The following is a 20,932-nucleotide window of genomic DNA, read 5'->3' on the forward strand; positions in this document are numbered from 1 at the left end:
GTGTTCATTTTAAAACAAGCCCAACTAAATCAATGTATGTTTTTAGAGCAGGTAGAACTAAAAATATCACTGTAAAAATTACAGCCCATTTTTTACTAAACCACCACTTTTTAAGATCCTGAAAATGGTCTGGGAGAACTTCAAGTTTATCTGTCTCAGAAACTACACTCGAATTAATTTGTAATGATATGTCTGTATCATATTTAACAAGTTTCAGAGTACGTAACTTATTTATTGATGCTTCAGAATAGCAATCGAGGGCTTCTAAATCAGAAGTCATCATGCTATTTCCTTTATTAATAAAGTGTTCTGCTAAATACTTTAAAAGAACTTTATCATCTTCCGTGTACACCGAACTCTCCTTGAACACTAACGCCTAATTAACAGGCAAAAAATTGTTGGCTAAAATCAGCGACGAAGGAGTAAAAGCCAACTGTTTTTTGTCCTTGTTTAATTTCTTGTTATGTGAATTTACCACTTTACTGATTGTTGATAAATCTCCAAAACCTTAAGAGCTTTGTCTGATAATTCTATTGATATAGGGTTATTTTCGATTTTGTTACCTTTGTCAGTAACTGCCTTAATTGTGATAAATTTATCGGATAGCATATAAGATAAATAGTCGTGTGATGGTATTAAACTTGACACTTTATCGCCAAAAAGCACTATCATTGCGCGATTATTAAAGTTGTCAAAAGTTACATGCCAATTGCCAGATTCTGTAGACTTATCTGTCATTTCTTTTATAAATGTACAAAGCTTTATTATCTTAGTAGAAGGTAACTTATTGATAAGTGCTCTTCTTTTTGATTGAGATCCCATCCATGTCAAAAATCCAAAACTTATTACGACATAAATAGCAAATATAAAGCTTTCATTAGAGTTAAGTACTACTGGCTTTTCCATCCAAAGTCGCATACATATACCTACTAATATTAAGGATACGATTGCGTACCAACTAGAGTATTGAGCTATTTGTTCTGACTCTAAAGTTTTGTATTTTCTATTTTCTATTTTTAATTCCAAAGTTTTCATAAAGCTCCAAGTATGAAGGATTCACATAACAGCTTATTATGAGGAAAAAATCCTTGTTTAAACAAGGAAAAAATCCTTCTTTCATATTTTAAGATAATCAAAACATACCTTATTTATTCAATATCTACAATAAGTTACTCATAAAACATTTCGTTATGTCAAAGGCATAAACGAGAATATTTCCTTTTTATTGGATGAAAGCAGGAAATCGCACTAAACTGTACAAATATACAGCTCAATTTGTTGCGTAACAAAAATAAATAAGGATAAATATATGAGCTCTCTTTTTCCTACCCATATTAAAGAGCAGATGAAACTGCGGGGGCAGGTTCGTTGAAATATCAGCAGTGTGCTCTAACCAACATATTAATGGAGTTCTATTATGTCCGCTTAGGCTCATTGCAGCCTTTACTTATCAAGAATATTCCGGCCAAATAGTTATATGTTTATAAACATGAAAGGGCAACGTTTTACAGCTGATTAATAGAGTTACTGATTATCGATACGGTGGCTTTTCTCACCCAAAAATTCATTGTAAAGCTTTTCATGGGCCGCTTTTGAAAAGGTATCTGTGCGATGTTCATATTGTGATATCCAGTCAACTAGCATAGTTAAATTAGCATCTTGCTCGGCTTTGGTTTTATATTTATGTGGCTCCCAAGGACGTTTTTTCGCATTGCTAATACAAAGCTCTACCGGTAGGTTTAAGAATATAATTTCACTGCAATACTTTAATGTGTGGGTTAATAAATCACTGTAACAGCCTTCTATCACCCACTGGTTATTTTGCTTAATAAAAAGGTCTATTTCACCAACCGAAATATCGACACTTTGACGATGCGGCACAGGTGATTTTTCGGTGATTGGAAGCCAAGCCAAAGTGTCTAAATCTAAATGCGCAAGTTGGTGTTGCTCTGCAAGGTGTTTTGCCAAGCTAGATTTACCCGATGCAGAGTTGCCAAAAATCACAATTTTTTTAACGTCGCTACTTGCTGCTAACATGGCAATAAATTAAACCTTATTTTGTTTCGCTATTAGCAATACTATCCGTATCACTTGCCAAAGTGCTTTCATCCGAGCCTGTTGCTAAATCAGCTTCAGCCTCTTTCGCAGCAATCGCCGCACGCTCTGCTTTTGAGACATACTTTGGCTTGTTAGAATTTTGCAGTTTAGCATTCATCTTTTTAAGCTTTGATTTCAAGGTTTGATTAATTTTCTTTTTACGGTTCATATAACAGGTATGCTTCTTTTAATGATTAAGGTGTTTAATGGTTGAACGATAGTTATCAGTAGTTAACTACTGATAACCGCGAGTTAATAAAACCCGCAAACTTAGTAATATTATAATGCGGTAATCGCTTGCTGCTTAAATTTATGGCTATTTAAGCCTATTTAAGCAAAGGGTGATCCGCAGGTAATTGCTTAGCAATCCATAATGCTAATTTGTGTTTCATGCTAGCTAAGTCTTCGCCGTCTTTTGGCAAAGGTTGAATAAGTTTATCGTTAACTAATAAACGGTATAAGCTTTCAACTTTTTCCTTGGCAGCATTGGTGGCTGAAAAGCCATTGTAGCCACGATTTTTTGCGTAGCCTTCACCTATAGTAATGGCTTTTTTTAATAATTCTGCTTCATTTTTTAACTTCTTCATTTGCCGAATTGCTTCCTATTTTTGTATTAATTTCTAATTGGCACACCATTAACACAAATGCATTAATGATGTAGCCATTATCAAGCTCAAGGTATTAGTCTGTTATGTATTAAAACCCTAAGCGGCTGGCATATCCAAGTAAAAGGCATTAAGTTTATTGCCATCTAAATCTCTAAAATAACCAGCATAAAAACCTTCCATTTCGCCTCTTGGGCCAGCAGGCCCTTCGCAGGTAGCACCCAACTCAAGTGCTTTTTGATAAAAGGCATCTACTTCATCGGTAGAGTTAAGCATGATAGCGACCATAACGCCGTTACCCACTGTAGCAGGCTTACCATCAAAAGGTTTCGTGATAGATATACCGGCTTCTTCTGACGATCTTGACCAAGCAATAAATTGCTCAGTTTCTATAAATCGAGTTGCGCCAATGGTGGCAAGTAATTCATCATAAAAAGCGACTGCTCGCTGTAAATCATTGGTGCCTAAAGTTACGTAACCTATCATGGTATATCCCTCTTAATTTACATTTTAGAAATCAGCCAACATTGATGGTTCAAACTGGTCGGTTGATAGTGTTAAGTTGAGCTTTTCTAATCGTGCATTCAATTCATTTATATCGCTATTGAGTTTAGACATTGTGAGCGTATTGTCATCTAATAAATACACTTGTTTTAAACTTGCATAATAAAAATTCAAAATAATTAAGGCATTGACGTTTACGTCGTCAACTTCTGCAGCGGCTTTAATTTTTTTCAGTTTACGATAAATAAAGTTCTGTTGCTGTTTAACTTGCCAAACATAATATACTTCACTAAAAAAGGCACTAAAGCGCAGTCTATGTAGCGCGAAAACGCAGGTTAATAACGCAAGTAACACGCCCATAAAGTTATATCTGAAATTACTTTCTGTTGCGGCCTCATTAACCATTTCGCCCGAACCTACATTAACTGAGTTGGGTAATAAGGCATTATCAGCAAAGAGCATAATAAGACCTTGCCCATAAACTAGCGCTAAAGTAAGTAAACTGGCAATAAAGCCAACAATAATAATATTTAAATGTTTACGATAAACGGTTTTCTCAATCTCTTTTAACTTCATTGCTCTACTTACTTGTTAGATTTTATATAGATAATACGGTTATACCAATTGATTTAATGAATCGGTCAGTTTTAAACGAGGATAAATTTTCAGTAGCAAGGCCCTTGATTAAGCAATAGCAGGCTATTGCGATTGAAAGCAACGTAGATACTGGATAATTAAACCGCTTTAGAATGATCGATTGTTTATATCAATTGGTATTTCACTCATTTGAGCTAGTCTATGGCTAGTCCAGAAAAGCGACTAACTTGCTGACTTACGCCACTTTGCCAAACACTTTGGCTACTGGCTATACTTAAGTGCTGCTTAGCTCGAGTGATGCCAGTATATAATAATTCACGCGACAATAATCTATTGTCTTTTTGTTCAGGCAACACCATAGCAACATGTTCAAATTCACTACCTTGAGTTTTATGAATAGTCATCGCGTAAACTGTTTCAAATTTCGGTAAACGCGAAGGTAAAATCCAATTATAACCATCCGTAGCATCTTCAAAAACTGCCATTAAATGGCCTTCGCTATTACGCCAAAGTACGCCAATATCGCCATTATAAACGCCTAGTCGGTAGTCATTTTCGTTGATCATGATCGGTTGAGCGGCATATAAAGGGTTGTTAGACTCGAAACGATTAAAGCCAATAACACCTTTATTACGCAAAATATCAATCACTAGAGCATTCAGGCTTTCAACACCTTGCGGGCCTTTGCGCGTAGAAGATAAAATTCTAAACTTTGCCAGTAAGGTAAATGCCTGTTCGACTTTTTTACATTGCGACAAGGGCACGTAATATTGCTCAACCAAAGGCGTTAACCAAGTTTCAATGCTGCCTGATAATAAGGTTAGTTGTTTGTTTTTAGCCAAAGATTCATTTTGTGGCGAACTTTCCAGCATTTCATTTTGTTTTAATAACTGCCAACTTTCTTGATATTGACCATTAATAACCAAGTTAGCGATTATGCCTATGCCCCCTTCACCATCAAAGCGACGGCTTTTTAATAAAAAGGTAACGCAATCGCTAGCGCTATATTGGTTATAGTGGTTATATTGGCTATTACTGGTGTAAGTGGTGTTACTCGTGTTAGCTGAGTCATCTTTAGTTAACGATTGATAACCCGTTACTTGGCTTAAATACTGATGATTTAAGGCGCTAAAACCGACATGAGGTCTTGGCGCAAAATCAGCGAGTACACTACCAACGGCAACTGAAGGTAATTGATCAGCATCACCTAATAAAATCACTTTAGTGCGTGTTGGCAAGGCGCGAAAAATGCGTGTCATCATAGGTAAATCAACCATAGAGACTTCATCTATCAATAAAATATCAATATCGAGTTTATTCTCTTGGTGATGACGAAAGTTAACTTGCTCAGGTATAACGCCAAGTAGCCTATGAATGGTTTTTGCGCTTTCAGGAATGAGATCTAATATTTTGTCGTCAATACTACCACGAAAATCTGCTACAGCTTTGGTGATAGATTCAGATAAGCGTTGCGCGGCTTTACCTGTTGGGGCAACTAAAGAAATGTTCGGTACAATAAAATTGCCAGCACTTTTAGCTTTAGCTAACATCAAAAGTGCAGCAAGTAACTTAGTAACGGTATAGGTTTTACCTGTGCCAGGTCCGCCTGCAATAATGGCAAAATCTTTATTTATAGCATTGGCAACCGCCACTGCTTGCCAATCAATTTCATTTGTTTGTATATCATTCGCTTGTAAATTGCTTTGAGCAGCTAGGTCTGGAAATAACGTAGCGATAATATTTTTAATATTGCCTGTATCGTTACGCTCTTCATTGTGTGCTTCGTTATGCCCTTCATTAGCAATCTCAGAGTGGCTAATGTCTGACTCAACAAATGTGCCTGCAATGCTTCTTCTTGATCGCACCACCTGCTTTAGTTCTTCTTCAAATTGATAATAGCGGCGTAAATACAAACGTTCGTGGCTTAATACTATCGGTTGTGGTTGATCATCGTCTTTGCTATGGGAATTTGCTAAAGGTAATTCAGCCAACAGTTCAGTGATAGTGGTTAAATCAGCAAATAAAAAGCCTTGAGGTGTTAAGTCATTTGAATTGTTACTGTCGGTAAATAAACGTTTACCTGCAACTTCGTTCAGAGGTAAGCAACTATGGCCATCACGCAAACTTGCGCTTAATGCGATAAGTAAGTGAAACCATTGCTGCTGCTTTTGGCTAATTGTTATATCGGCGTCGTTAGCGGCGTAACTTGATTCAAAGCTAATACACTGAATTAATTCTTTCGCGAAAAAGTAGTCTACAGCAACCAAACCATGGAGATATTTTGCGGCATGTTGAAACGACGTATAAATATTATCCACTTGGCGAGGTACTTGGTTTTCGCTGCTAATTATACCTTCAGACATGCGTAAGTTCTCCGGCAAAAATATTGTCGAGTTTTGCTAATTCTTCAAGGGTAATTTGACGATGATACACCCCACAACCTTGATGATCGTTTTGATCTGTCATGCCGCGTAAATACAAATAATAAATACCACCGAAATGCTGCTCTGGATCGTAATCGGCTAAGGCATATTTTAAATGTCGATGCAGTGCCAAAGCATAAATAAGGTATTGTAAATCGTAATGATTTTTTTCAATATCTTTTCGCATTGCTACGTCGTTATAGTCACTGTAGTTATCACCTAAGTGACTAGATTTATAATCGCAAACATAATACTTACCATCTGACTGAAAAATCAAATCGATAAAACCGTGCATCATGCCTTTAAGCTGTTGATAAGATGGGAGGTGTACACGATGTTGCTGCGATGTTTGATCACTTTTATTACCTTTATTAGTTACAGCAAGGTTATTTCTATGTTCGGTCAGCAGTTTAGTTAATGCACTACTACTCGCTGAGCGCATAGGATAATAAAACTCGGTCTCACGTAAAGTATCTTGTTGCGTTAATTGAGATAAAGACAAGGTATTATCTTGATTCAGTGGCGTTTGTAACACTTCATCTAACCAAGCTACTAGCGATGTATAGCCTTGATCTTGTGCGTTACTTGCTAGGCTTCCATCATTTTTTAATGAAGTTTCTAAAATGGCATCCGCTGCACCGTCAAGAGCAACGTCAATAGCGCCATATTTTACCAACGGCCAATGGCAACTTTTTTGCCAATCAGGGGCTGAAAAATCGGTTTGTTCTAAAATATCATGCAGTAAATTACCGGTTTGTGCGCCTTTGGTTAACGAAAATCGTAGGGCTAAATGGCTATGTGTTAGTGCCGTAAACATAGCCTCTTGTTCATCAGCGAGCAATGTTTCTTGATTATCACGATCTGGCGCTGAAACACCATTATGTCGCAGGTTTTTACTCAGGGCTGAAAAAGAACTTAACCACCAATCACGCTCAATTCTTCCGTTAAATTTGGCAACTTCAGGCGTAGCTTTAGCGATATTTTCGCTATGGTTGTTTGAAATCGCTGGGCTGGATAGGGTTTCATTCGGCGATATGTCAGCCGATAAATAATTATCAAATACTTCAAGGGCAACTTCGTTAGGGTGGTCTTGTGCTAATTGCTGCAAGCTGGCTGGAATATCAGTTTCTGTTTCCCACTTTAATGTTTTACCTAAAGGTGACTTTTGAAAACTGTCGAACGCGGTACTGAGAATATAACAGCGTTTTTCCGCGCGAGTTACCGCAACATAAAGCAAACGTATAGCTTCTGCATAGGCTTCTGATGCCATTCGTAATTTTGCATCTTCTGTGCCATCAAGACTGTGGTGTACACCGCCGTTATCATCATGATGCTCAATAAAGGTTACGTTTCTAGGCCCAAATTTAAGTGGGTCTTTATGGCGAGTGGCAAACGGCACAAACACCACGGGATATTCCATACCCTTAGAGCCATGTTGGGTAATAATACGAATAAGGTTTTCATCGCTTTCTAATCTTAGCTCAGCTTCAACTTCTGGATTGTCTATTTGGCTTTGTTGCTCAAACCAAAACAGCAGTTCTTGAGGATGGCGATGACGTTGACTTGCCCCTTGCAGTAATTCAAATAAGTGCAATAAATTGGTGAGTATACGGTCGGCATCGCTATTATTGCCATCACTCATATCAATATGAAAATGTTGATGCATTAACTGCAATGCCATACTAATAAAGCCCTTAAATTGCCATTCATTGCGCAGTTTTTCAAAGCTAATTTTTAAGTGCTGCCATTGCTGCTCGTCTTGTTGCAGTTGCAGTAATTTATCGCGTTTGAAGCCCATTAATGGGCTTGCTAAAGCGGCAGTGTATAAACGGTCATTCTCTAAAAATAGAATACCTTTTAATACTTGCAGCAAATGTTTAGTTTCATCGCTTTGCAATAAATTGGCGCGATTACTCATAAATACACTGGCTAAACCGCACGCATTTAAGGCCATTTTAATATCGGCAGCTTCAGTGCCATCGCGCACTAATAACGCGATATCGCCACTGGCCATATTAAGCGCTGGATTCGCCAACAAACGTACAATTTCGTTGGCGCACCAAGTAGCCATAGCTACTCGGTAGCCTTGTTTTACTGGCTTATCTTTGCCATCTTTACTTTTAGTGTCAGACTCAACATTAAAATGCACAAATTGCAGGGCGTTAAATTGGTTATCTAAAAACAGTTTTTGGTCTGCCTTTGGTGATGCTTTAACCGGTAAATATGGAATTTGATAACCAAACACATCTACTGCATCCCCTGTTAGTTTATTTCCATAAAACAAACGGTTATAGCCGGTGATCATAGCCGCACTTGAACGCCAGTTAGTGTCCATTACCCATTGAAAATCGCAGTCGTTTCGAGCAGAGAGATAGGCAAAAATATCGCCACCACGAAAACCATAAATCGCTTGTTTAGGATCGCCAATCATATAAAGCGCAGCACTAGGCTGATGGTAGTAAATAGCCTTTAAAATCGAGAATTGCTGAGGATCGGTATCTTGAAATTCGTCAATTAGCGCAACCGGAAATTGCGAAAATATGCTGTTAGCTAAAAACTGTGTGGTGTTATTTTCTTGTCTGTGGTCAAGCTCGTCTGTTGTTAACTTATCTATTGTTAACTCGCCTATTTGTTCATTAATTAAGCATTGATTTAATGTACTAATTAAATCGTCAAAGCCCATAACATTGGCTTGGAGCTTTTTACGGGCGATTTGTTGGCGAATATGATAAATGCCCTTTCTCACTTCCAGTAAAGCGTATGCGCGATTAAGTTGTTTAGCGAGCTCTGGGTGCTGTTTTTTAACAACTTTAGTAAAGTGAAATATATCAAGTAATTCACTTTTAACTTTTGACTTCGCATATCTCTTTCCGTCAATAAATGAAACTGGCATTTTTCCATGTTGGCCAGTAACATCAGCCGACAGTGCTTGCAGCCAGTTTAATAATAAATCTAATTCTTGCTGGCGCTTTTCACGCTCAAGCCCTTTTTTTACATCAATTAGCGACTCGGTTAACATCGCTTTATGTTCATTTAAGCTCGCAATAGCTTGTTCAACTAACGCTTTAAATTCCACACTAATGTTTGCAGGGTCTTGCACGTTCAACACATTTTCTGTACTTAATGCTTTAGAAAACTGTTGAATAAAACTGTTCGGCTCTGACCAAAACTCGGTAACAAGCTTAAAGGCTTGGCTGTTATTTTCGCTGTCTAGGGCTAACACTCGATACCAATCTTGGCAGGCTTCTAGGGTAATGTCTTGAGTGTCAGTTTCCATTTGGGCATTAAAACTAATACCGCTAGCAAAAGCATATTGGTTCAGCACACGTTTGCAAAAACCATGTATGGTAAAAATAGCCGCTTCGTCGATATACAATAAAGCTTGGGTTAAACGTGCTTTCACTTCTAAACTGCCAATATTTTTCTTGGCTAAGTTCGCGCTTAAACTTTTAAAGTAGTCATCGCTAACAATTAAACTGTCCCAGCTATGTAGGCTTTCTCGAATAAAATCATCAATACGACCACGAATTTCTTCGGTGGCATCTTTGGTAAATGTCATTACCAAAATTTGCTCTATTGGCAATTCTCGCTCTAATAATAAGCGTAAAAATATGCGGGTAATATTGTGCGTTTTACCGGTACCAGCACTGGCTTCAATTAAGTGTTTACCTTGCAGTGCAATAGTATTGGCATTTAAATTTTTCATTTTTTAGCTCCCGGCTTTGCGCTAACCTTTACTGTTTGCAAAGCATCGAACATGGGCTGATATATGCCCAATATTTTTGCTGAAACTTGGTGGTATTCGGGGCATTTTGGCCAAAAGTATCGTATGTAAGCATCATCACCAAAAGCTTGAAAGCTGTTACTGTCAGCCCAAAACTGTTCAAACTCTGTTTGTTCAAACACTTTACTTTTACGTATTTTTTCAGCGAGTTCGCCATTAAGTAACAAGGGTTGATGTTGGCCTAAATAAAAGCTTGCCAATAAACGTAGTAATTGCCCTTTCGCATCATCAATATTGCTAAAGTAAAACTGGCTTGGTTTCTGGCTTTTGGTGTCAAAATAGTAGCCATGAGTGGCACTAATACCAGCAAATAACTCGGCGTTTTTTTGCTCTACATCGGCTTGCGCTATTTGAATAATTAACTGATGCACATACAAGGTAAATAAGTCTTTTGCTTTCGCACTACTGCTGCGATAAAACACCGCTTTGTTATCTACAATGGTGATTTTACTGCTCAGCGTTAAGCATTTAGGCAGCACAGCTTTTAATATTGTCAGCTCATGGTTTGAATATAAGCCATCAGCCTGCGCAGTTATATTGCCTAACGCGCTGGCTAAATTAAGCGTAATACTACAATCTATCGGCTCGATATTTAACGCATCGGTTTGTGCTAATTCAGTAATAATAAACTGACTGAAATCTTCGCTGTCTTTTTGCCAACCTTTAATAAGCTCGTCAGTACTGGGTAAGTCGGGCAAATTGCCTGAAAGCTTGGCACTGAGTAAAATATCATCAACACTTTGTTTACTTTGAGTTGGGGCAATATAGTAATTAAGCAGATCTTGTCTTAATAAATAGCTATCGAGATGATTTGGTACAAAGGGCTCTACATCATTTATTAAGGTATCGGTGTTATCGAGATATAAGTAAAGCGCTTGTTGCGCATAATAACGTGCTGGATGCTGATAAAAACGAATGACATCATTCGCCGATAACAGGCAATCAACAATATCAGAGCTGTTTTCAAGCGTGGGTAACGGCTTATCTAATGATAAGTCGCTTGCTGATAATTTATCTTCGTTATCAGCAACTTTTTCAGTTCGGCGTAAGTTCAACCAATTAGCGTCGAAGCTTGCAAAACGTCCAAGATAGTTTTTCTCACTAAACGCCTGCATGGGTAATTGTCTAACTTGGTTAAATTCATTGTTGGGGTTAGTACTTTCAATATCAGCATTTAAGCCAAGTAATTTCCAGCCGTAACCGCGCGCAAGATATTCCATTAATTCTTTTAAAACTAACGATGGCTGTCGGTCTTTATTGTTGCGAATATTTTTGCCTTGATAACTTAAATATAAAGCTTGTCGGGCAGAAATAAGTGCTTCTAAAAATAAGTATCTGTCGTCACCTCGGCGCGATCTATCACCTAATTGTGCCGGTGTTGTGCTCATTAAATCAAAACTTAACGGTTGGCGTTGACGTGGAAATTCACCATCATTTAAGCCAAGAACAGCAATAATTTTGAAAGGAATACTGCGCATAGGCAGCATTGAACAAAAGGTGACTTGGCCTACCATAAACTGGCGACCAGGGTCTGGCTGACTGAAATGGCTGTTTAAAAAATCACGAATAACTGCCAAGCTAATGTCGCTGTTATAAGCTGCGTGTTGGCAATATTCAACTAACGACTCAACAGCGCTGCGCACAACATTGAGGCCGTTATCGTTTTCATCGTCAAATAACTGTTGTAATAATTCAAACAAAAATTGCTGCCATTGCGACGCTGAACGCGCTGTTGACATGTTAATGGCGGTTAATTGCAACTGCTCAATAATTAACATTAATTTACCCAACAACTCGCTATCGCTGCCTTCAATGGTGGGCAATAACATTTGGTTTTGATAAATAGCGCTGTGATCGCCAAAAGCAAAACCGCGCATTAAACGCGATAAACCTTGCTGCCAAGTAAAGCTATCGCTGGTGTTATGTAAACTGTTTGTATCAGACGTTTCACTTTGTGCTAGCACTTGTTGTTTATGTGCTTTATCTAGCCCCCAATGCACGCTTGAAATTTCTAACCAATGGGTGATTTTTTCAATGTCTTCTAAGCTAATACCAAAGCGAGCTTGCATCGCTGGCAATCGCAATAAAGCAATTAAACTCGACACCTGAAAACGACTATCGGGTAACGTTAATAACTGTGCAAACGCGGCCACTAATGGCTCAGCATCTTTACTGATTCGATCGGCAATTGAACATGGCAGTGGTGGTACTTCGTCAGCAATATCTTGCCAACCGCGCGTAAAAACAGCATTAACATAAGGCGCATATTGTTCAACTTGCGGGCACATTACTAAAACATCTTTTGGGGTTAAATTTTTATCTTGGTTGAATTGATGTAATAGCCAGTCGTGTAAACCTTGTACTTCTCGCAACGCACTGTGTGCACTGGTGATTAAAATTGAGCCATCAACTTTAGGCGCTTGTTGCTGGCTTTGCGACTCTGCTGAGCGCGCATCGGTTAGCGATAAAATATCTTGCTGAACACTTGCCAACACATTGGCTTGTGCAAAAGCTTCAGTGCTTGGAGTAACGTTGTCTGCTGCTGTCGAATCTTCGCTGGCCAAATCAGCCACGGCTGACTCAAAAACATCAATATTGATGGTACTGTATTGATATAACAAGGCCATAAATTCTCGACCTTGCTGGCCTAAATTGGCTAACAACGGATTACCCACTTGCCGGTTTATATCGGCTAAATCATGGCTATCTTTTTCAGGTTGTTCATCGTCAACAAACAAACCTAATTGTTGAGTTTGCTCATCGCTGCTTTTATCAATGGTTTGTTCTACTTCATTAAAGCTGGTGCCTTTTAGCCAAACTTCAATAGCATTTTTTTCCGTTACCACATCGCCCCAATAAGCGTAACAAGGGTTCAAGTGGAAAAAGTGCACATCAATTTTAGCACTCAAAGCACTAATAAATTCAAGCCATAGCGGCGCCATGGCATTAATGCCAAAAAACGATAAGCGATGCTTCAAGTCCATTGCTTTTAATCGATCAACATTATTGAGATTTTTTATTGCCAGAGCGACTAATTCTTGTGGGTCGTAAGGTTGTTCACGTACTAACAAATGCCATAGTTTACCTTGCCAAACAGCATTACTTTCTAGTGTTAGGTCAATAGCGTCTGATGTATTTACGCTCGAGGAGTTAGTTTGATCAAAAGTGGGAAATTCGCCTTGATGCCAAGCATGGATCCACTCAGGCCTAAATATTAAATATTGCTCGTATAAATCAGCTAACTGACAGGCTAATTGATAACGTTTTAACTGCTCAGCTTCGCTATATAGTGTATTTACCGTATCTGTTGAATTCGCTTGCCAGTATGTACTTGCCACAGCAAAGGTATTATCACTAATAACCTCATTAGACCCTAATAAGGTATCAATTCGCCATGCGAGTACTTCGCGAGAATAAGGCGATTGCTCTGGAACGTCTTCATCACTGGCTAGATTTCTGATTAAATTCCACAAAAATTGCGACGGTAAAGCATAGCGCATATTCATACTGATGCCGCGCTGTTGAGCCAGCGACATATTCAACCAATGTTGCATGCCAGCATTTTGCACTATAACGGTGTCTTGAGCGAAAACAGGAAGTGGGGAAAGTTGCTGAATTTTATCGAGCAATACTAACAAATTTTCCATTTTATTAGCGGGATAAAGATAGAACAAATGCGCGCCTTTTTAGCCATTTTTCTTATAACTAAATTTAACCACATCAAGGCTGATAACACTAGCGGTTGTTGTGCATTATCGAGGGAATAGCACGGTTAATGAAGTTAATAAAAAAGTAAGCAATGTAACTCGTTAGCTTACTTTATTACCTTTGCTTGACTCATTGTCGCCACTTTAATTTTTATCCCAATTCGTTTACAGCTCGTACTGACCATAATTTGATGCATAGCTTGATGAAATGTCTGCTGCATAATTTGATGAAATGTATCAGGCAGAACTTAGTGCATCAGTTCGCCGGTATATCTGTCTCTACCCTTCCAATATAAACATTGTGGACAATGTTCACCTTCAGGATAATCAATACCTTCTTCATGCGGACAACCAAATATTTGCTCAATCATACTGACAGAGTTAGCGCCGTTATCGTCTATAAATGCCAATATCTCTTGAAATACTTGTTCTGATTTTCTTAAGTCGGAAGTCGAAAACCATTTTTTCACAGGCTCTGCTTCTGCGCCATCAAAGGCGATAATCGCACAAACAACTTTAGATGCTTTGGTATTGTCAGCACCGTAAAATGCGATAGTGGCGATTGGGTAACCTTTATCACCTTTTCTCAGTTTTTTGTTCAACAACTTTTTATGTTTGCCTTGCGCCATGTTAGTTCTCCTTTGAGATATATGCTTCTATCTTCGTGATTTTATTTTCGTGATATGTTCTTCAACTATAAAGTTTTCTCTGCAGCAGCAATATAAAATACCGGTATAATTAATACCAAAATATTTGGCTGTCAATTTAAAAGGCTCGATAAAACAATCAGGTGCTTTGGTATCCGTACCTGTTGCAAGAATAGAGCAACTTTTCCCGTTAAGTGCCCTACCCAAAGCTTTCTCAATAGTAAGCAGATCTGATAATCGGTCAAAAAACAGTTTCATTTGAGCGCTCATAGCGTACCAATAAACCGGTGTTGCAAAAATTAAATGGTCGTATGTCACCAACACGTTAATTAAAGTAATAAAATCATCATTTTGATTGTTATATTGATAATCATAAGGGCATATTGCGTAGTCTTTTAAACTAAATAAGTCACAGGATTGATGTTTAAGATATAAATCAACTAGCTGATAAGTATTACCATCTGCACGCGAAGTAGCCAATATAATCGCTGTTTTCATTCAATCTCCATACTTTTGATTAAATATTCCTGCGGTATTTTTACGTTATCTAATGATAAGTTCGCATATTCAGCTATTAATAATATAACGTTACCGTGCAAGTTTTATCTTTGTACCTTTCGCTTTAAACCAAATAAAAAACGCAAGGTATTAAAAGGCTTAATAATAAATAAACAAATTCCACAAGTGATAAGTAAAGCGGATAAAAACAGCGCAACAGCTTTGATCCAAATGGCTGTTTGCCAACTAATAATATAATAGCCGATAACAACAATTACCGTTTGATGAAAAATATAAAACGGATAAATAAGTTCATTACTCAGACGAAGCCACTGTGGTGTTTTTTTCAAATAAAATTGGGCATAGCCCAAAATAGTTAACAAAGCAGACCATGAAACTAAGCAGCAAACCAACCACCAAATTGACCATCGAACATTTAATGACAAATACGCACTCAGATCAGGAGAATAGTAATAGCCATAAAAAAAGACTGTGCTGATTAAAAGCATCATTAAATGATAAAAACGATGTTCACAAACCCTTTGCCAAAGATGCTTGTTAGCCACAAAGATCATACCCGTAATAAAAAAGAACAAGTAATAAGTAGATGAAGATAAGTTTTCAATTTTGTTATCGTCGCTAGGAAACCATAAAGAAAAGCTAATTTTTATCGCTATCAGTAAACCAACGAATAAAAATAATCCACCTTTAAATTTGGTCAACTCAACAATGTATTTAAACACCTTAGCACTTGTATTAGTGTTTAAAATTATATTCAAGGGAATGGCCAGCAACGAGAAGACAATAAGGTATTCTATAAACCAAAGATGATTAGTGGAGAAGTTAAGCGCAAGTGAGGGATATGCTTGCCAATATGACTGGTATTGGTTGATATTTTCAATGTAACTTTGCGGAGGAACAACCAATAACATGCCAATTATAAGCGGAATTAAAAGCCTTAATAACTTATCAGCAGCAAACTTTTTAGCTGATATTTTTGACAGTAAAATAACCGCGCCAGCACCAGAAATAAAAAATAAAATAGGCAACCTAAACTGCTCAAAATACACCATGATATCGTCAAGTAACTTACTAGATTCATTATTCATAATATGCCAATTATCACCATTAAACGGCATCAAGACATGATGAATAAAGACAGCAAATATTAATATTACCCTTAGCCAGTCAAGTTCGGTTAACCTTTGGTTACTGTCTATTTTCAATTGTTAATCCTTCCTTAAAATAACAAAGTTGCAGTGTAAGTAACGCTATGACGCTTTTGGCGCAAACATAATAATAGCCATACCAATTAACGCAACTGAGCCACCAACCATATCCCAAAGTGAGGGTTTTATACCGTCAACGCCCCAAAGCCATAATATAGCGACAAAAATATAAACACCGCCATAAGCTGCATAAACTCGACCTGCAGCTGCTGGATGCAAAGTTAAAAGCCAAGCAAATAAGGCCAGGCTTGCCGCTGCGGGAATTAATAGCAAAATACTCTTATCTTGTTTTAGCCAAAGGTAAGGTAAATAACAACCGATAATTTCAGCCAAAGCAGTTAAGGCAAATAGTGCAATGGTTTTAAGTTCAAACATTAAACAGATCTCATAAAATTAACTTAAATAAAAATTAGACTCAGCTAGGTTAAGCAAGGCTAAGTTAAGCTAGGCTCAGTTATTAGCGCGAAATAGACGAGTAAGTTATTATTTCAACATCGAATGATTCGTTTCAAGCCATTGCTATAGCATTTAGTGGCAACATTTAATGCTAAGGTACAATGACAAATTGCAATGGCCTTTTTCAAGAATGATCAGCTTAGCATTAACTGGCTTTTTTAACGGCTGATTTAACTACTTCACTCACCACTTCGCCGCTTGAGTTTTCAAGCCACACCTCTGAGCCATTTTTAGTTAACTTACCGTTCACTTTATAGCGTTCACCAGCAACAGGGGTAAACTCAATGTCGCCAGTTACGAGCATACTATCACCAAACATAGCTTGCCCATCGGTAGCAAATTGCACAAAACCGGCAATAGAAATAATTTGCGATATGGTAGCGACTTCTCTAGATACCATAGTGGGCGTCATATTAAAGCCCCGCCCTGAATTTACTACTCGTGTTTTATAACCACTATCTTCGATAGCTAAACCGTTAACTTTGTTAACAATATAAAAATGAGCGGTAGAACCCTCATGATTTGAAAATGAATCAGAAATGGTGCTTGTAGTGCCGGTATAACCTTCAGGCAAAGAGCTTTTAAATGAAACACAACCAGACAATAGAAGTAACGAGGTGACTAATACAATAAATTTTTTCAAAGTAATCTCCATATTTTTATTAAAATTTATAACCTAGCATAAAAGGTATTTACGTTTTATAACAAAGGAATTGCTAAACTAAGCAAATATGCTTGCTAATATAATGAACAAATTTACTAGCATTGTAAAAGCTAAATATTTAAAATCTCAATATAAAACCTTTGATTGGCCCTGTGTTTACTAAACTGTGTCTACCAAGAACAATACTTAGCAATGACAATAGTATTCGAACTGAAAACAACGTACACATTACGGCTGTTAGCATTGAACAAGACTTACCTAAGATAAATTATATGTTAGCGATATATCTCTTCCCAACTAGCACTGTCTAAATAAAATTCATATTCAGAATGAATCATTAACTTTATCAGCAGATAGCCTAAAACACCTTGCCTAGTGGTCAATATGTCAGTATTCTACGCGGCCTTTAAATCACTGGAGTTCACATGATTGGATTTGATTACGGCACCTCAAATTGCGCTGTCGGTGTTATGGAAAATAACAGCCCAAAACTTTTATCTTTAGGTGATCATGGTCGCTATATTTCGTCAACCTTGTACGCACCAAGTCGTGACGTTATTGTAAATTGGTTACATAAAAATCTCTCAGAATCTGAACAAAAAAACTTTCAGTTACAGCGCCAGCATCAACTACAAAAAGGTAAAAACACCTTACGTGAATTAACCCTAGATGGTTACCCTACCGATTTGTCATTTGGTCAACAAGCCTTAAATAATTACTTACAAGAGACTGATGAAGGTTATTACATTAAATCACCTAAATCTTTTTTAGGCGCGAGTGGTTTACTGCCACAGCAAATTGATTTATTTGAAGATATTGTTGCCGCCATGATGAGCAACATAAAAAACCTTACCGAAGAAAGTTTAGGCCGAAGTGTTACGCAAACAGTTATTGGTCGCCCTATTAATTTCCAAGGTTTACGCGGTGAACAAAGTAATACACAAGCATTAAAAATATTAACCAATGCAGCTAAACGCGTTGGCTTTAAAGATGTTGAATTTCAATTTGAACCCGTTGCAGCAGGTTTTGAATATGAAGCAAGCTTAACCAAAGAAACTAAAGTATTAGTAGTTGATATTGGCGGCGGTACAACCGATTGCTCGATGTTATTAATGGGTCCAAAACAAGCAAAGTCAGCCGAGCGAAATCATGATTTGCTGAGCCATAGTGGTGAGCGTGTTGGTGGTAATGACTTTGATATAGCGTTTGCTTTAAAAGGCTTGATGCCAAGTTTCGGCTTAAATAGCTTACTTAAAACGGGCAAACCTATGCCGAGTAACAGCTTTTGGCAAGCAATGGCAATTAATAACATTAATGATCAAACCGAGTTTTATAGTGCTGCTAATGCTAGGTTTTTAGAGCAGTTAATGCGTGATGCAGAGCAACCTGCGTTATTATCGCGTTTACTGACAGTACAAAAACAAAAATTAAGCTATCGTGTGGTCAATGCTGCCGAGCAAACTAAAATTGCTTTAACTGACCAATCTGAGCAATTAATCGATTTGTCTGATATCGACGAAGGACTTAACGTGCAACTAAACAGGGATGACTTTGCTGTAGCGTGTAAACGTGAACTTAACTCAATTGCCACGTTAATGAAAGATGCTATTACACAAGCAAATTGCCAACCCGATGTAGTTTTCGTTACTGGTGGTACCGCTAAATCGCCTATTTTGAATAAGTTTTTACAAGATCAATTTGCAAATACTGAAATAGTCATTGGTGATCATTTTGGTAGTGTAACTGCTGGGTTAACGCGGTGGGCACAAACTATTTATCGATAGCAACATAAAATAATATTGAGGTAGTTAAATTGATATCACAGCTTAATTACCTCATTAAAACATTTAATCAACGTTGCTATTTATCAATGAGATAACAACTTATCAGCCAATTCATTCGCTTCAAGATCACACCTCTTGAATTCGGTTTCGTCCTAAGTCTTTGGCCTTGTATAACGCATTATCTAATTTCTGATACAGCTTTTCAAAATTAGACTTAGAGTTTTTAACATAAGCTATTGAGAAGCTAGCAGTTACATGTAATTTTTCATTTGAGTCTAATGCCATAGGATTAGTTTCAAAGCTTTTTCTAATGCGCTCAACAATTATTTGGGCTGAAATTTTTTCTAAATCTTTCAAACACACAACAAACTCTTCACCACCAACCCTTCCAAAAAGGTCTTGTTGCCTGATATTACCCTTGGTTAATTTAACAATATGCTTTAACGCTTTATCACCAAAAATATGTGAGTACTTATCATTAACCGCTTTAAAGTCATCTAAATCAAAAAGAATAATCGCATGTACGTTACCCTCCTGACTATCTTTAAGGCTATTAATTTGTTCAAAAATAGCGCGTCTATTATTGATACGAGTTAACTCATCTGTTTCTGATAATATTTTTTGTTTATTTTTCAAGTGCCAAACAAAGAAACAAATTGCCACCAACAACAAGATTAAAATACTCGATAAAACTAAAACAATTTTGGAATTCTCTAATTTCGCAGAAACTAAGCCCAGTTCTAATGAGGCTAAATCTTGCTGCAGTTCTGCAAAACCTAAAATAGACACCGAGTCTTGTTGATGAGCCAGTGAAGTATTATTCAGTTCAATAAACTTTTCAAAGTGTTCATTCGCTAACTGACTTTGTCCTTGAGAAATATAATATTTAATTAAAAATTCGTAGTAGTAAATTAAGTTAGTTTCATTGGTCTGCTGGAGTAATGTGTCTTTATTGGCAATAAAATCATTAATACATTGGATTTTCTTATTCTCAAAACAAGCGATTGCCTTATATAAAGCCATTCTATTATTTTTATGTAGATTTTGCGTGCTGCTTTGATATGGTTCAAACTCTTCAAGAAGTGCTAACATTACACCGTATTTTTTATCTATATAGGCAAACTTTATTTGCAAAATTAACAATAAAACCTTGTAGTCTTGAGTATCTGTAAATAAATCTTTTCCTGCTTCAAACTTTTTAAAATATCTTCTACTCTCATCATTAGCACCAGCATCCAATAACTCAGTAGAAATAGCGTAATAGGTTCGGTATATATCAAATTCATCATCAATGTAAGATAAATAGCTTATAAATGCATTTGCTGATAACCGGAATTGACCTAATGATGAATAAATTTGAGCTATAGTTAGATATATATTACTAGTGAAAAAATTATCATCTTTATTTTGCTCATGTAACTTCACAAGCTTTCTAATTTTCTCAACTGCTGTCATCTCTATACAATACTGTATGTCAAGCATGTCTAAATATTTTTGAAAAGTATGTGAGACTTTCATTAATTGATTTCGTTTTTCATAAAAAAAATCACATGCTTTTTTTTGAGAGTATTTATAATAAAATGCAGTTAAATCATAAACAGCAACACTCAAAACGTCATGGTTTACTTCTTCAATGGGTAACTGTGTAATTTTTTTTAATTGTCGTAGGTAATCTTCACTAAAGCCGAATTTACAAAAGATAGCTTTAGATTTTTGCCACAGTAACTTTGATCTTGCTAGGTTCGACAAGTCAACATCGTTAGCTAACAAAGCCTCTACTTTTTCGTTTAATACGCTATCGACAGGACAAATATAATCGTGGGAAGGCTTTATGCTATTAAGTGTAATTCTCAAATCATTGGCATTGGCATTAGCAGAACATACAAATACACAATAAAACACTAGCGTTAATAGCAAAATTTTAATTTTCATAACTT

General features: G+C 37.0%; 17 protein-coding genes. 1 reads left to right on the forward strand and 16 read right to left on the reverse strand.

Going from position 1 to position 20,932, the window contains the following annotated elements:
• Window positions 1–4: 4 nt before the first annotated feature.
• The 15 genes from AC27H3_RS17335 to AC27H3_RS17405 form a co-directional block, all read right to left on the reverse strand.
• Entirely contained in the window at window positions 5–352 is a 348-nt protein-coding gene (locus AC27H3_RS17335; RefSeq protein ID WP_487107992.1) for a hypothetical protein, read from the reverse strand.
• A 119-nt stretch (window positions 353–471) separates the two neighbouring features.
• Entirely contained in the window at window positions 472–1,035 is a 564-nt protein-coding gene (locus AC27H3_RS17340) for a hypothetical protein (protein ID WP_487107993.1), read from the reverse strand.
• A 489-nt stretch (window positions 1,036–1,524) separates the two neighbouring features.
• Window positions 1,525–2,037, reverse strand: coding sequence for an AAA family ATPase (locus AC27H3_RS17345; RefSeq protein ID WP_487107994.1), 513 nt, complete (start codon window positions 2,035–2,037; stop codon window positions 1,525–1,527).
• 16 nt (window positions 2,038–2,053) lie between these two features.
• The gene (locus AC27H3_RS17350) at window positions 2,054–2,266 is read right to left on the reverse strand and encodes a DUF2986 domain-containing protein (RefSeq protein WP_487107995.1); all 213 of its coding nucleotides are present in this window, start codon (window positions 2,264–2,266) and stop codon (window positions 2,054–2,056) included.
• Between the two features lie 157 nt (window positions 2,267–2,423).
• Complete coding sequence (locus AC27H3_RS17355) at window positions 2,424–2,684, reverse strand: DUF5062 family protein (RefSeq protein ID WP_085302601.1); 261 nt, start codon at window positions 2,682–2,684, stop codon at window positions 2,424–2,426.
• A gap of 117 nt (window positions 2,685–2,801) precedes the next feature.
• A complete protein-coding gene (locus AC27H3_RS17360) occupies window positions 2,802–3,188 on the reverse strand; it encodes a VOC family protein (protein ID WP_487107996.1) in 387 nt (128 codons plus the stop codon).
• Between the two features lie 24 nt (window positions 3,189–3,212).
• On the reverse strand, window positions 3,213–3,782 hold the full coding sequence (locus AC27H3_RS17365) for a DUF3087 family protein (RefSeq protein ID WP_487107997.1): 570 nt from the start codon (window positions 3,780–3,782) through the stop codon (window positions 3,213–3,215).
• A 215-nt stretch (window positions 3,783–3,997) separates the two neighbouring features.
• Complete coding sequence (recD, locus tag AC27H3_RS17370) at window positions 3,998–6,166, reverse strand: exodeoxyribonuclease V subunit alpha (RefSeq protein WP_487107998.1); 2,169 nt, start codon at window positions 6,164–6,166, stop codon at window positions 3,998–4,000.
• A complete protein-coding gene (gene recB, locus AC27H3_RS17375) occupies window positions 6,159–9,932 on the reverse strand; it encodes an exodeoxyribonuclease V subunit beta (RefSeq protein WP_487107999.1) in 3,774 nt (1,257 codons plus the stop codon). The genes recD and recB overlap by 8 nt, the downstream gene beginning before the upstream one ends.
• Entirely contained in the window at window positions 9,929–13,684 is a 3,756-nt protein-coding gene (recC, locus tag AC27H3_RS17380) for an exodeoxyribonuclease V subunit gamma (RefSeq protein WP_487108000.1), read from the reverse strand. The genes recB and recC overlap by 4 nt, the downstream gene beginning before the upstream one ends.
• 281 nt (window positions 13,685–13,965) lie before the next feature.
• Entirely contained in the window at window positions 13,966–14,346 is a 381-nt protein-coding gene (locus AC27H3_RS17385) for a hypothetical protein (protein WP_487108001.1), read from the reverse strand.
• Window positions 14,347–14,373: 27 nt separating this feature from the next.
• Window positions 14,374–14,862 (reverse strand): flavodoxin family protein, encoded by a 489-nt coding sequence (locus AC27H3_RS17390; protein WP_487108002.1) that lies wholly within the window; start codon window positions 14,860–14,862, stop codon window positions 14,374–14,376.
• 104 nt (window positions 14,863–14,966) lie between these two features.
• On the reverse strand, window positions 14,967–16,088 hold the full coding sequence (locus AC27H3_RS17395; protein WP_487108003.1) for an acyltransferase family protein: 1,122 nt from the start codon (window positions 16,086–16,088) through the stop codon (window positions 14,967–14,969).
• Between the two features lie 45 nt (window positions 16,089–16,133).
• A complete protein-coding gene (locus AC27H3_RS17400) occupies window positions 16,134–16,466 on the reverse strand; it encodes a YnfA family protein (protein ID WP_487108004.1) in 333 nt (110 codons plus the stop codon).
• Between the two features lie 226 nt (window positions 16,467–16,692).
• A complete protein-coding gene (locus tag AC27H3_RS17405; RefSeq protein ID WP_487108005.1) occupies window positions 16,693–17,190 on the reverse strand; it encodes a hypothetical protein in 498 nt (165 codons plus the stop codon).
• Between the two features lie 446 nt (window positions 17,191–17,636).
• On the opposite strand from AC27H3_RS17405, the gene yegD reads away from it, so the two are divergent.
• Entirely contained in the window at window positions 17,637–18,995 is a 1,359-nt protein-coding gene (gene yegD / locus AC27H3_RS17410) for a molecular chaperone (RefSeq protein WP_487108006.1), read from the forward strand.
• Between the two features lie 126 nt (window positions 18,996–19,121).
• On the opposite strand, the gene AC27H3_RS17415 is transcribed toward yegD, so the two are convergent.
• Window positions 19,122–20,932: GGDEF domain-containing protein (locus tag AC27H3_RS17415; RefSeq protein WP_487108007.1), on the reverse strand; the 1,811-nt coding region annotated here is incomplete at its 5' end.

The sequence above is a fragment of the Colwellia sp. NW0002-52-1 genome, from assembly GCF_057550865.1.

Coding starts and splice junctions, on each gene's coding strand:
- recD (WP_487107998.1), bottom strand. CDS start 6,166: ATGTCTGAAGGTATAATTAGCAGCGAAAACCAAGTACCTCGCCAAGTG.
- AC27H3_RS17360 (WP_487107996.1), bottom strand. CDS start 3,188: ATGATAGGTTACGTAACTTTAGGCACCAATGATTTACAGCGAGCAGTC.
- AC27H3_RS17400 (WP_487108004.1), bottom strand. CDS start 16,466: ATGTTTGAACTTAAAACCATTGCACTATTTGCCTTAACTGCTTTGGCT.
- recB (WP_487107999.1), bottom strand. CDS start 9,932: ATGAAAAATTTAAATGCCAATACTATTGCACTGCAAGGTAAACACTTA.
- AC27H3_RS17385 (WP_487108001.1), bottom strand. CDS start 14,346: ATGGCGCAAGGCAAACATAAAAAGTTGTTGAACAAAAAACTGAGAAAA.
- AC27H3_RS17345 (WP_487107994.1), bottom strand. CDS start 2,037: ATGTTAGCAGCAAGTAGCGACGTTAAAAAAATTGTGATTTTTGGCAAC.
- AC27H3_RS17340 (WP_487107993.1), bottom strand. CDS start 1,035: ATGAAAACTTTGGAATTAAAAATAGAAAATAGAAAATACAAAACTTTA.
- AC27H3_RS17390 (WP_487108002.1), bottom strand. CDS start 14,862: ATGAAAACAGCGATTATATTGGCTACTTCGCGTGCAGATGGTAATACT.
- yegD (WP_487108006.1), top strand. CDS start 17,637: ATGATTGGATTTGATTACGGCACCTCAAATTGCGCTGTCGGTGTTATG.
- AC27H3_RS17350 (WP_487107995.1), bottom strand. CDS start 2,266: ATGAACCGTAAAAAGAAAATTAATCAAACCTTGAAATCAAAGCTTAAA.
- AC27H3_RS17355 (WP_085302601.1), bottom strand. CDS start 2,684: ATGAAGAAGTTAAAAAATGAAGCAGAATTATTAAAAAAAGCCATTACT.
- AC27H3_RS17365 (WP_487107997.1), bottom strand. CDS start 3,782: ATGAAGTTAAAAGAGATTGAGAAAACCGTTTATCGTAAACATTTAAAT.